Here is a 14,847-nt window from a genome sequence, read left to right as displayed (position 1 = left end):
TCGCCAAAAAAATGGCTTATCTGTCTTGTGGATTACTCTCAGCCTGTAACATCACAGCTAAGAACAGTTTTAAGCGTAGCTAAGAAAAAATTGTTACAAGGCCTATAAGAAAAAAATCTTATGCAGTCTGAGAAAAGCAGCACATTGTTTCCATCCAGAAGCCGTGCATTTCGTGCTCTTAGGTGGCGTGCGCGGCTAAAACAGATGGTCAGATGCAAATAGGGGCGGGATCTTTCTGGTGTGGTGGGCGACGTGGGTCAGGGTGACAGTTTTTTGTCGTTTGTGTTTTTGAGTGTGACGTCGTTGTAATCAGCCAGTGCTTTCGTTCTCTCCTTGAAGGGTATTTCGACCTTTTTTGGCATACGTGTCGGCGGTGGTCGGCAGTTGTAGTGAGGATGGAATCATGGCTACTTTGATTGGTGTCGTCAGCCAAGTTATCGGCGAAGTCTATGCAGTAGCTGGCGACGGAACGCGTCGGCCACTAAGTGAAGGTGATCGGGTTTTTGCGGGGGAGCAAATCGTTACTGGGGCTGCGGGATCTATTGCGGTTGCCATGAGCAATGGGCAGCAACTCACTCTAGGCCGCGACAGCAGCCTTAATCTCACCGAGCAAATGCTCGCAGGCAGTTCCAATCAGCCAGCACCAACCGCAGAAACGCCTCCGGCTGCGCCGAGTGACGGCGATCTGACCGATGTTGAGCAATTGCAGGCCGCCATCGAGGCAGGTGTCGACCCGACTCTTGAAGGCGAAGCAACCGCAGCTGGCCCAGGTGCGGGTGGGGCCGGTGGCGCTGGCGGTGTGGGCGGCGGCCACTCCTTCGTATTGCTAGGTGAAACCGGCGGCGCGCTTGATCCGATCATTGGCTTCCCAACGGAAGGGCTGAGCACCGGGCCGGAATTTCCCAATCCTGAACCGGTGGTAAGTGATGAGGCGCCGGATGCTCCGGATTTCACTCCAGATATAGATATCGAATACGAAGACGGTAGCGGTACGTTGGTTGCCGGCCCAGCAATCGTGGATGAAGAGGGCCTGGCTGGCGGGACCAATCCTGCCAGTAATTCTGAGCAGGCCAGTGGCACCATCATCATCAATTCTCCGGATGGTGTGTCCGCACTGGAAGTCCAGGATGTCAACGGCGACTGGATTGATGTAACTGGTGGCGGTGTGGTTCAAGGGCAGTACGGCATTCTGACCGTGGATGCGGCTGGCAACTGGACTTATACCCTCACCAGCAACACCTTTGATCACACAAACCCCAATGCCACAGGAGCTGCTGATCAAGTTGGCGAAAGCTTCCCTGTGCGGATGTTCGATCTCGACGGCGATGTTTCGCCTACTGTGTTTATTGATGTTTTGGTAAATGACGACGGGCCCATTCTCGCCGAAGGCGAGGGCGCCTTGGTCGCTGCCATCGTCGATGAGGACGAGACCTCTGATGGCATCAACGATGGCGATGCAATTACCAACGTGGCCTCCGGCGGCCCAGGCACCCTGAGTGCACTGGTCAATTTCGGTGCCGATGGTGTCGGCAGTTTCGGTCTTTCTGGAAGTTCGACTGCTATCTCCAGTCTTGAGGCACAGGGCCTCGCTTCCGGCGGTACTGCTCTTAGCTTTAGCGTGGTTGGCGGTCTGCTAACCGCTTCGGCAGGGGCTGAGACCATCTTCACTTTGGAGGTGGGCGGCGATGGCAGTTTCACCTTCACTCTGGTCGGCCAACTCGACCACCCGCTCGCCGATGGCAATGACGACGAGTTACTGGAGCTGGCGATTGATTTCTCCGGCGTATTGGTGGCCGTCGATGGCGACGGTGATTCTGTTGGCAGTTTTAACACCGGCAGCTTCGTGATTGATGTTGAAGATGACGTGCCGCAACTGGCCAGTGGTGATGAGCAAGAGTTCATTCGTGTACTTGGCAGCGTTCAGGAAGACGCCCTGACCACGGGAGCTGGAGCGCCCCATGATGGCAATTCAGAAGGTGGGCAGAGCACCACCGTTAGCGGCCCGGCCGGAACCTTGTCGGCCTTGGTCAACTTTGGTGCGGATGGCCCTGGCAGCTTTGGTCTGTCCAGCGATGTCAGCTCTATGAACTTGCAGGCGCTGACTTCTGGCGGTGTCGCATTGACTTACGCCGTGGTTGGCAATGTGCTGACCGCTACTGCGGGCGCTGACACCATCTTCACCCTGACGGTGAACGCTGATGGCAGCTACGAGTTTGTACTCAGTGGTCCAATCGATCATCCGGACATGGACGGCAATGACAGTGAAGATCTGCCTGGCGTGGGCGTCGACTTCTCCGGTGTGTTGACTGCCACCGACGGTGATGGCGACCCTCTGGTGGGCGGCTTCCCAGCTGGCAGCTTTGCGATTGATATTGAAGATGACGTGCCGCAACTGGCCAGTGGTGATGAGCAAGAGTTCATTCGTGTACTTGGCAGCGTTCAGGAAGACGCCCTGACCACGGGAGCCGGCGCGCCCCATGATGGCAATTCAGAAGGTGGGCAGAGCACCACCGTTAGCGGCCCGGCCGGAACCTTGTCGGCCTTGGTCAACTTTGGCGCAGATGGCCCTGGCAGCTTCGGTCTATCCAGCGACCTCAGCTCGCTGAACAGTCAGGCACTAAGCAGCTCTGGCGTGGCGTTGAGCTACAGCCTGGTGGGCAATGTGCTGACCGCCACGGCGGGTGCTGACACTATCTTCACCCTGACGGTGAACGCTGATGGCAGCTACGAGTTTGTACTCAGTGGTCCAATCGATCATCCGGACATGGACGGCAATGACAGTGAAGACCTACCTGGCGTAGGCGTCGACTTCTCCGGTGTGTTGACTGCCACCGACGGTGATGGCGACCCTCTGGTGGGTGGCTTCCCAGCTGGCAGTTTTGCGATTGATATTGAAGATGACGTGCCGCAACTGGCCAGTGGTGATGAGCAAGAGTTCATTCGTGTGCTTGGCAGCGTTCAGGAAGACGCTCTGACCACGGGAGCCGGCGCGCCCCATGATGGCAATCCAGAAGGTGGGCAGAGCACCACCGTCAGCGGCCCGGCCGGTACCCTGTCGGCCTTGGTCAACTTTGGCGCAGATGGCCCTGGCAGCTTCGGTCTATCCAGCGACCTCAGCTCGCTGAACAGTCAGGCACTAAGCAGCTCTGGCGTGGCGTTGAGCTACAGCCTGGTGGGCAATGTGCTGACCGCCACGGCGGGTGCTGACACTATCTTCACCCTGACGGTGAACGCTGATGGCAGCTACGAGTTTGTACTCAGTGGTCCAATCGATCATCCGGATATGGACGGCAATGACAGTGAAGATCTGCCTGGTGTAGGCGTCGACTTCTCCGGTGTGTTGACTGCCACCGACGGTGATGGTGACCCTCTGGTGGGCGGCTTCCCAGCTGGCAGTTTTGCGATTGATATTGAAGATGACGTGCCGCAACTGGCCAGTGGTGGTGAGCAAGAGTTCATTCGTGTACTTGGCAGCGTTCAGGAAGACGCTCTGACCACGGGAGCTGGCGCGCCTCATGATGGCAATCCAGAAGGTGGGCAGAGCACCACCGTTAGCGGCCCGGCCGGAACCTTGTCGGCCTTGGTCAATTTTGGCGCAGACGGCCCCGGCAGCTTCGGCCTCTCCAGCGATCTAAGCTCGCTGAACAGTCAGGCGCTCAGCAGCTCTGGCGTGGCGTTGAGCTACAGCCTGGTAGGCAATGTGCTGACCGCCACGGCGGGTGCTGACACTATCTTCACCCTGACGGTGAACCCTGATGGCAGCTACGAGTTTGTACTCAGCGGCCCAATCGATCATCCGGATATGGACGGCAATGACAGCGAAGATCTGCCTGGCGTAGGCGTCGACTTCTCCGGTGTGTTGACTGCCACCGACGGCGATGGCGACCCTCTTGTGGGCGGCTTCCCAGCTGGCAGCTTTGCGATTGATATTGAAGATGACGTGCCGCAACTGGCCAGTGGTGGTGAGCAAGAGTTCATTCGTGTGCTTGGCAGCGTTCAGGAAGACGCCCTGACCACGGGAGCCGGCGCGCCCCATGATGGCAATCCAGAAGGTGGGCAGAGCACCACCGTCAGCGGCCCGGCCGGAACCTTGTCGGCCCTGGTCAACTTTGGTGCGGATGGCCCTGGCAGCTTTGGTCTGTCCAGCGATGTCAGCTCTATGAACTTGCAGGCGCTGACTTCTGGCGGTGTCGCATTGACTTACGCCGTGGTTGGCAATGTGCTGACCGCTACTGCGGGCGCTGAGACTATCTTCACCCTGACGGTGAGCCCTGATGGCAGCTACGAGTTTGTACTCAGTGGTCCAATCGATCATCCGGATATGGACGGCAATGACAGTGAAGATCTGCCTGGTGTAGGCGTCGACTTCTCCGGTGTGTTGACTGCCACCGACGGTGATGGTGACCCTCTGGTGGGCGGCTTCCCTGCTGGCAGTTTTGCGATTGATATTGAAGATGACGTGCCGCTTGCGGCTACCGGCGAGGGTATCGCGGTTAGCGGCAGTGTGCAGGAAGACGCCTTGAACACGGGGGCAGGTGCGCCCTACAACGGTAACCCTGAAGGTGGCCAAGTCACTGTCACTAGCGGCCTGGCAGGTTCGTTGTTCAGCCTGGTCAGCTTCGGCGCGGACGGTCCTGGCGCCATGGGCCTGTCCTCGGATATGAGCTCTCTGGAAACCCAAGCGTTGACCTCCGAAGGCACTCCTCTGAGCTACGCGGTAGTGGGTAACGTGCTGACCGCGACAGCCAACGGAAACACCATCTTCACTCTGACGGTGAACGGAGATGGAAGTTGGGAGTTCGTGCTCGGCGGCCCGCTGGATCATCCGATCCCCGATGGCACGCTCGATGATGAGCTACTGCCGGCCCTGGGCATCGATTTCTCCGGTGTGCTCACCGCCACCGACGGCGATGGCGACCCGCTGGCCGGCGCTTTCCCTGCCGGCAGCTTCACCGTCAACGTTGAAGACGATGTGCCGATGCCGGGTCAGGACGCTAAGGACAAGGTCAATCAGCAAGTGCAGGAAGACGCCCTTGCCGTGGTGGAGGGGGCTCCCTACGAGGGCAATCCGGAAGGTGGCCAGATTACGACTATCACCGGCGCTTCGGGGGCCTTGTTTGTACTGGTCGACTTCGGCGCTGACGGTCCTGGCAGCATGGGCCTCTCGACCGATGTCAGCTCGCTGGAAACCCAGTCGCTGAAGTCCGAAGGCACTGCGCTGAGCTACTTGGTGGTGGGTAATGTGCTCACCGCATCGGCCAACGGCAACACCATCTTCACGCTGACGGTCGAACCGGACGGTGGTTACGAGTTCGTGTTGAGTGGCCCGCTCGACCATCCGATCCCTGACAGCAGCCTCGATGACGAGACCCTGCCAGGTCTGGGCATCGACTTCTCCGGTCTGATCACCGCCACCGATGGCGATGGTGACCCACTGGCTGTCGATCTGGATGCAGGCAGCTTCACCATCGATGTCGAAGACGACGTGCCCGAGGCTCGGGTGGTCGGCCAGCGGCCTTGGGTCAGTAGCCAGGTCGATGAGGACGAAACTGCGGCAGGCATTACCGACGGCGATGTCACCACCAACGTGGCAGTGGGTGCCGCAGGTGCCCTGCATAACGCCATCGCTTTCGGGGCAGACGGCCCAGGCAGCGTGGGCCTGAGCAGCGACCCCGATGCCCTGGACGCCCTGGAAGCGCAGAACTTGACGTCGGGCGGCGTGGCGCTTGATTACAGTGTGGTGGGCAATCTGTTGACTGCTACCGCCGGCGGCCAGCCGGTCTTTACCCTGCAGATCGACGCTGATGGCGGTTACACCTTCACCCTGCAAGGTCCGTTGGATCACCCGCTGCCGGGTAGCACTGACGACGACCAACTGCTCGGCATGCCGATCGACTTTTCCGGTCTGGTCACCGCTACTGATGGCGATGGTGACCCGCTGAACGGACTCAATCCCGGCAGCTTCGTGATTCAAGTGGAAGACGATGTGCCGGTCGCCATGCCGCTGCAGTACGACCAGACACAGCAGCCGATCCCACTGGTTTCCGGTCAGGTGGATGAGGATGAGTTGCCCGGTGGCATAGGTGACGGCGACGTTACGGGCACCAGTACCAGTGCGCCTGACGGCACTCTGGGTGCATTGGTCAACTTCGGCGCTGACGGTGCTGGCGACTTCGGTCTGAGTGACGACCCACTGGACATCGCAACGCTCGAAGCCCAGGGGCTGACCTCGGACGGTACGCCACTGACATTCTCGGTGGTTGGCAACGTGCTGACGGCCATGACCGGGGTCGATCCGGTTTTCACCCTGACTGTGACTGCTGGTGGGGGCTATTCCTTCGAACTGTTCGGGCCGTTGGATCACCCACTGCCCGGTAGTACCGACGATGATCAGTTGCTTGGCCTGCCGATCGACTTTTCCGGCGTGCTGACCGCCACCGACGGCGACGGCGACCCGGTGGACGGTTTCGCACCAGGCAGCTTTGTCATCAATGTCGAGGACGATGTACCCGAGGCACAGGACGACTACGCCGTGGTGGAGTCTGGACAACCGCTCGACGTCAATGCGGTCTTCGTGCTGGACTTCAGCGGCAGTATCAGCAACTCCGAGCTGAATCAGATGCTGGAAGCCGTGCGTGCCGCGTCTCAGGCGCTGTTCAACGGTGCATCCGATGTCAACGTGCAGATCGTGGCCTTCTCCGGCACGGCTCTGTCCTATCCGGTGATCAGCGACTTCGCCAGCTTCTCCGCACTGATCGACAGCATCAACCCGGATGACGGTGGAACCCGGCCGTTCAACGGACAGACCGACTTCACCGCCGCCATCGAACAAACCATGTCCGCCTACACGCCGATTCCAGGATGGAGCAATCAGGTGTTCTTCATCAGCGACGGCAGTCCCAATGAGCAGCTGGGCACGGGAGGTAACTCCCTCGAGGATGACACGGCCAGCGATTGGCTGGACTTTATCAACGATAACGACCTCAATGTCACCACCATCGGCGTGGGCGGCGGTATTGACGAGGATCGGCTGCAGGATGTCGATCTCGATGGCAACGGAGCACCGATTCTGGTGGGTGACTTCGATGATCTGATCGATACCCTGCTGGATGCCGTCCTCGGCGGTCTAGTAGATGGCAATGTGCTGCTGGGCAACGACAATGCCGTGGGCGGTGGCGACGACGACGCCTTCGGTGCCGACGGCCCTGGGCAGATCCTCTCCATCGAAATCAATGGCACCACCTACACGTGGGATGGCGCGGTCGACGGTGACGAACAGCTGACCGATATCATCACCGCCGAAGGCGGCAAGCTGAGCTTCAACTTCGCCACCGGTGCTTGGAGCTACCAGGCTCCGGCTGATGTCAACGGCGACAAGATCGAGACCTTCGATTACGTGATCGTCGATAACGACGGCGACCCCTCGACCGCCACCCTGACGGTTCACGTCGAAGACACCGGTCCGGTTGAAGGCTATGTGGACGAAGACAATTTGCCCGACGGCATCGACGATCTGGATAGCGTCACCGATGTCGCTACTGGCAGTGTGGCCCAGCTGATTGTGGGGCCGGATGCGGGTGCGCACTTTACCCTGTCGAGTGATAGCAGTGGCGTCACCCCGGCTACATCGGGCGGGGTAGCCTTGGTATACGGCGTTCTCGGCAACACCTTGACCGCGACTGCCGGCCCTGCCGGCCCGGTGGTGTTCACCCTGCAGGTAATGGATGACGGCAGCTACACCTTCAATCTGGAACAATCCCTGGATCACCCGCTGGATGGCAGCAATGACGACCAGTTGCTGACCCTCGACTTCACCAGCGTCCTTCAGGCTAACGATGGCAGCGATCCGCTGCCACTGGCCGGTAGTTTCCTGATCCATGTTGAGGACGATAACCCGCTGATTGATGTCGGTCTAAGTGGCCAGAGTGGTGGCGATCTCAATACTCAGGATGCCGAGACCATCGGCAGCGCCATCGATACTGCCAGCAATGACTTCAGTGGCGCCTTCACGATCACTGCCAACCATGGTGCCGATGGCCCCGGCGCGGTGACCTGGAGTTACTCCATGGCTTTGCTGGTGGCTGAGGGCACCCTGTCTGGACTGAGCAGTGATGGCAATGCCATTCGGCTCTATCAGAATGACAGCGGGGTGATTGTTGGCTCTACCGCAGGCAGCGAGGGTGCGATCACTCTCGGCAACACCATCTTCACCCTGTCGGTAAATAGCGGCACGGGAGTGGTGACTCTGACCCAGCGCCAGGAAATCGACCATGAACTGCCGGGTGATACCAGCAACTATGATGCTCAGGAAGCAGTACTCAGCGCAGGATTGGTAGGCCTTAAGGGCACTGCCAGCATCACTGACTATGACCAGGATACCGATAGTGACAATGTGACCCTGGACCTGGGCGGCAAGGTGGTCTTTGACGACGATGGCCCAAGCATCAGCCTGGGCTTCGGCCAGAATACCGAGGCGCTCAATACCCAGGATGCCGAGACTATTGGCGGCGCCTCGGATAGCGATACCGACAGCTTTTCCAGCGCTTTTAGTGTTGTCAGCTCAAACTTCGGTGCAGATGGGCCTGGCACCGTGAGTACCAGCTATGCGCTGGTGCTGTTGGCTGCGGAGGGCAGTTCGTCCGGCCTCAGCAGCGATGGCGCGACCATCTACCTCTATGAGACTGGTGGTGTGATCTACGGTTCGACTTCCGCCATCGAAGGGGGTGTCGACCCAAGCAACACTATCTTCAGTCTTTCGGTGAATGGCTCTGGTCAAGTGACCCTGACTCAGTTCGAGGAGGTCGACCATAGCCTGCCGGGCGTCGGCAGTAACTATGGGGCTCAGGAGGCCGTACTCGGTACTGGGCTGGTGGGTCTGAAAGGTACGGTCGTTATTACCGATGATGATGGTGATAGCGCCACCGACAACAAGACCTTGGATCTCGGTGGCCGTGTGGCCTTCGACGATCACGGGCCGAGCATCAGCGTGGTCTTCGGTACTGCACCTGCGCCGTCACTGAACACCCAGGATGCCCAGACCATCGGTGGCGCTTCCGATACCGATGCCGGCAGCTTCTCGGGTGCCTTCGTGGTGACTCCAAACCATGGTGCGGACGGCCCCGGCACGGTCACTCAGACCTACAGCCTCAACTTGCTTGCAGGTGGTAATGGCCCGCTGGCCTCAGGCATGAACAGTGCAGCCGGCCCGATCTATCTGTACAAGATCGGTACTGAGATCATCGGCTCCTCGTCGGCATCCCTGGCAGGGGTAGCGGTGGGCAATACCGTCTTCTCGCTGTCGGTGGATGCTGTAGCTGGGCAGGTGACTCTGACCCAGTTCCAGGAGATATCCCATGATTTGCCAGGCGCCAACAGCAACTACAGCAATCAGGAGGAAGTGCTGCTTGCTGGCAAAATCGGCTTGACCCTGACCGCGACCATCACCGACGGTGACGGTGACTTCGCCAGTGCCGACAAGACCCTGGATCTCGGCGGCAAGATCGCCTTCGACGACGACGGTCCGTCCGTGGGTAGCAACTTCATGGTGCAACTGGATGATGATGCGCTGGCGAATGGCATAACTGGTGGCCCCGGCGGTACCGACGATCCCGACTCGGTGAATGCCGGTGGCATTCTGCAGCACAACTTCGGTGCTGACGGTGCCGGTTCGGTGAAATGGCTGGAATCCGGAGCGCCGGGCGGCTTCACCTACCAGGCAAGCCCGGATGGTTCGCAGCTGCTGGTCAAGCAAGGCGCTACCACAGTGCTGACGCTGACGCTGAACACCGGCACGGGTGTCTACAGCGTCACCCAGAACGCGCCGATCCAGCATGCCAATGCCAACCTGGAGAATAATCAGGCGTTCACCCTGAGCTATCAGGTCACTGACAAGGATGGCGACACGGCCAACGGCACCCTGTCGATCAATGTCGACGATGACACCCCACAAGCCCAGAACGACGTTGCCACAGTACAAGCCTCGCAAGGCAAGGACTTCAATGTGGCCTTTGTGCTGGACTTCAGTGGCAGCATCAATAACACCGAGCTGAACACCATGCTGCAGGCCGTACGTGCTGCCGGGCAGGCATTGTTCAATGGCACCACAGGCGATGTGACGATCAGGGTCGTTGCCTTCTCCGGTACGGCGACGTCCTACGCCGCGGTTACCGACTACGCCGCCTTCTCGACCCTGATCGGCAGCCTCAACCCGACCGAGACTGGAACTCGTCCGTTCAATGGGCAGACGGACTTTACTGCAGCGATTCAGGAAACCATGGCGGTTTACACCCCTACTGCTGGGGCGAGCAACCAAGTGTTCTTTATCAGTGACGGTAACCCCAATGAACAGACTGGCTCGGGCGGTAACTCGCTGAGCAATGCAACGGCTACAGCTTGGAATGCCTTCATTAATGGCCCGGTGGGTGTAAATGTCACCACCATTGGTATTGGTGACGGCATCAACACGCAGCGCCTGCAGGATGTTGATTTGGATGGCATAGGGGCGCCTATTCTGGTCGCTAATTTCAATGGGCTGATTGACACCCTGCTGGGTCAGATTGGTGCTTTGGTTAGCGGCAATGTGCTGCTGGGCAGTGATGGCGTTGTTGGCGGCGGTGATGACGATGCCTTTGGTGCTGACGGCCCTGGCTATATTCAGTCCATCGTGATCAATGGCATCACCTATGTGTGGGATGGTGCAGGCACTATCGACCCGAGTTCCGGGCCTAACATTGCCGGTAGCCAGTTGAGCAATATCACCACTGCTGAAGGCGGCAAGCTGAGCTTCAACTTCAGCACCGGGGCGTGGACCTATCAAGCACCGGCTGCAGCGGGCGATGAAACTGAAACCTTCACCTACACCATTGTCGACAAGGATGGTGACCCATCCAGCGCTAACTTGACAGTCTATGTAGTCGACAGCGGCCCAGTTATCGCCAAGGTTGACGAAGATGAGCTGTCTGGTGGTATCACCGATGGTGATGCGGTAACTGCAGTGGCTACCGGTAGTGTTACTGAGCTGGTGGTGGGCTCAGCAGCAGGCGTGCAATTCAGTCTATCGAGCAACACGGCAGGTCTGCCTGCGGCAAGCTCTGGTGGAACGGGTCTGGTCTACAGCGTGTCCGGTGATACGTTGACGGCAAAAGCGGGCGCGGCGACTGTGTTTACTTTGCAGGTGCAAAGCAACGGCGATTACACCTTCACCCTCAGTGGCCCGCTGGATCATCCATTGGCCAATGGTGATGACGATGAGTTACTGGTGCTGAACTTTGCCAGCATTCTTTTGGCCAATAACGGTGTGAACCCTGTCGCTTTGGTCGGCGATTTCCTGGTGCATATCGAGGATGACATTCCAACTATTACTGCCACTCAGGCTGCAGCCGGTTCGTTGCAGGTGGATGAAACTAACCTGCTGGTGGATGCTACGACGAGCTTCTCCGGAGTCTTTAACAGCGCTTACGGCGCGGACGGCGCCGGTAGTTTGAGTTACAGCCTGAATGTGAGCGCCGCCGGTGCGAACAGCGGCTTGGTGGACTCGGCGACGAATCAAAGCATCCTGCTATACAAAGAAGGGGCGAATATCGTCGGTAAGGTTGGCGGTGCAGGGGGCGCAGTGTCCTTTGTGGTGTCGGTCAACAGCGCCACGGGAGTGGTGACTCTTGATCAGCAGCGTGCGCTGATACATACCCCAAACGATGGCCCGGATCAGGCCAGCAGCCTTGCTTCAGCCAATCTGGTACAGCTGGTTGTAACCATTACCGATAAGGACGGTGACGCGGCCAGTGCCACGCTCAATCTGGGCAGTGCAATCAGCTTCCGCGACGATGCGCCGAGCATCAGCGCTGGGCAAGCGTTAGCTGGTAGCCTGCAAGTTGATGAGACGAACTTGGCAGGAAATGCCACGGCCAATTTTTCCGCTGCATTCACCAGTGTCTATGGTGCTGATGGCGCTGGAAGCTTGGTCTACAGCCTGAACGTAAGCGCGGCCGGAGCCAACAGCGGCTTGGTGGACTCGGCGACGAATCAAAGCATACTGCTATATAAAGAAGGGGCGAATATCGTCGGTAAGGTTGGCGGTGCAGGGGGCGCAGTGTCCTTTGTGGTGTCGGTCAACAGCACCACGGGAGTGGTGAGTCTGGATCAGCAGCGTGCGCTGATGCATACCCCCAACGATGGCCCGGATCAGGCCAGCAGCCTTGCTTCAGCCAATCTGGTTCAACTGGTTGCAACCATCACCGATAAGGATGGCGATTCGGCCAGTGCCACGCTCAACCTGGGTAACGCCATAAGCTTCAAGGACGACGCGCCAACAGCGGGCAGTAACCCGATTGCGCTGTTGGATGATGATGCCTTGCCAGGTGGTCTTGCAGGTGGCACCGGGGACGATACTAACGGGGCCAATACCAATGGCACGTTGAGCTTTACTTACGGTGCTGACGGTGCCGGCAGCGTGCAATGGTTGACCACTGGCAACCCCAGTGGCTTTACCTATGAGCTGTCGGGCAGCAACTTGCTGGTCAAACAGGGAGCCACCACAGTACTGACAGTGACCTTGAACAGCGCGACAGGTGCATACAACGTTACGCAAAATGCGCCAATCATGCATCAACCGGGTGCTGCCGAGAACAATCAGGCTTTCACCTTGAACTACAGCGTGACCGACAAGGATGGTGATCAGGCAATTGGTTCGCTGAGCATCAACGTCGATGATGACAGTCCGGTGGCCAAGGATATTGATCGTTCAGGTCAGGCCAATGTCGGTCTCAAGACCAACCTGATGGTTGTGCTCGATGTATCTGGCAGCATGGATGATGGTTCGGGTGTTGGCAGCATGACGCGCTTGCAGGTTGCCAAGAATGCTTTGCTGGAACTGTTCGAGCAGTATGAGGCTTTGGGCGCCGTGAAGGTTACTCTGGTGACCTTCGGCTCAAATGCCACCACCAACCAAGTTTGGGTGGATATTGCTACAGCCAAGTCGGCAGTTCTGGCGTTGGGTAGCAGTGGCAATACCAACTATGACGCGGCCTTAATCAATGCCATCAATGCCTTTGGGCAAACTGGTTCTTCGGGTGGCAAACTGAGCGGAAGCGATGTGCAAAACGTGGCTTACTTCCTCTCTGATGGTGCGCCTAACAGACCGACTGGCGACTCGGGTATCCAGACTGGCAGCGGTTCGGCCGGTTCGGATTGGCCGGCAGCCTATGGCGGCAACACCGGTATATCGGAAGAGCAGGTCTGGATCAATTTCCTGACCGCCAACAACATTCGTTCTTATGCGCTTGGCATGGGCAGTAATGCCACGAGCAGTACTTTGGAGCCCATCGCCTATAACGGTAGTTCTTCAGGTGGTGCGATCAACGCCATGGTGGTGACCGATTTCGGCCAGTTGACCCAGACGCTGACTTCGCTGGCACAGGCATCGCCACTGAGTGGCAACCTGGGCGATAACGGAGGCGGCTTTGGCGCCGATGGTGGTTATGTGCGTAGCGTGACTCTTGGGGCGACCACATACACCTACGACAAGGCGAGTAATACGGTCAACGGCGGTAGTCCGCTGGCGGGTAACACCTTGAGCATTGCCTTGGGCAATGGTTCGAGCCTGGCGGTTAACATGTTGACCGGCAGTTACCTGTATACACCGCCAAGCACCATCACCACGGCTATTGCGCTGAGTATCGGCTTTACCCTAATGGACAATGATGGCGATCAGGCCAGTGCCAATCTGAGCATTGCCATCAGCAGCGGTAATCAACCGTTGGTGATACGTGATGACCTGGTGCTAAGCAACGTTGCTACGCAGTCCGGTTCTGATGTCATTGATATTCCGCGCTGGGCCTTGCTGGCCAATGATACGGGGAGCAACAGTTCGCTGCTGTCGGTACTCTCAGTTGCAAATGGTTCAAGTGGCAGTGTGGCACCCAATGGCGATAATGTGCGTTTCACAGAGAACGGATCCAGTGATAACGGGGGAACGTTTAGCTATACCACCAGCGCCGGTAGCGCCAACGTTGTGCTGGATCGCAGTTCAGCGGGCAGCAGCACTATTGAGGGCAGCTTCCGTAATGAAATCCTGCTTGGGCGTGACGGTTCAAATGACACGCTCAATGGTGGCGACGGAGATGACATTCTGATCGGTCTTGGTGGTAACGACACCCTGAACGGCGGTAATGGCAACGACATCTTGGTTGGAGGTGCTGGTAACGATGCGTTGAATGGTGGTGCTGGGATTGATACAGCGAGTTATATCGATGCTGGCTCGGCTGTAACCGTCAACCTCAGTGTTACCACTGCGCAGAATACCGGCGGGGCAGGGACTGATACCCTCAATAGCATCGAGAATCTGATCGGTTCGAACTCTAACGACACATTAACCGGCAATAACAGCGCCAACCTGCTGTTCGGTGGTGCTGGTGGCGATACGTTGGTCGGCAATGGTGGTGATGACATCCTGATTGGTGGGCTGGGTGCTGACACCATGACTGGTGGCTCGGGTAAAGACACCTACCTGTGGCAAAAAGGCGGTTTGGGCGGTGGAACGGATCACATCACAGACTTCAATGTAGACACAGCAGGTGTCAACTCCGACATCCTGGATCTGTCGCAGTTACTTTCGGGGGGCGGGACGAATCCGAATGTGCTGCAGGATTACCTGGACTTTGCGTTCTTAGGCACCACCACAACCATCAGTATCCGTACGGTAGTAGCGGGGCCAGTAGAGCAGCAGGTGATGTTGGACAATGTGAATCTTTCGACGCTCTACGGCAGTAGTGACGAGGCTACTGTCATCATGAATATGCTGGACGACAATGCGTTGAAAACAGCCTAGAAACGCATAGGCTCGCCGGTAAA

General features: G+C 58.2%; 1 protein-coding gene. It reads left to right on the top strand.

The window, feature by feature from the left end:
- Positions 1-403 precede the first annotated feature (403 nt).
- Entirely contained in the window at positions 404-14,824 is a 14,421-nt protein-coding gene (locus ACQ4LH_RS04390) for a retention module-containing protein (RefSeq protein WP_430696090.1), read from the top strand.
- Positions 14,825-14,847: the final 23 nt, after the last annotated feature.

The organism is Pseudomonas peli (assembly GCF_050563605.1).
GTDB classification, from domain to species: Bacteria; Pseudomonadota; Gammaproteobacteria; order Pseudomonadales; family Pseudomonadaceae; genus Aquipseudomonas; species Aquipseudomonas peli_A.
Note: the sequence above shows the minus strand (reverse complement) of the source record. Positions and strands in the feature narration are given on the sequence as shown.

Excerpts from the sequence above, each read along its gene's own strand:
- ACQ4LH_RS04390 (WP_430696090.1), top strand. The coding sequence starts at position 404 with ATGGCTACTTTGATTGGTGTCGTCAGCCAAGTTATCGGCGAAGTCTAT.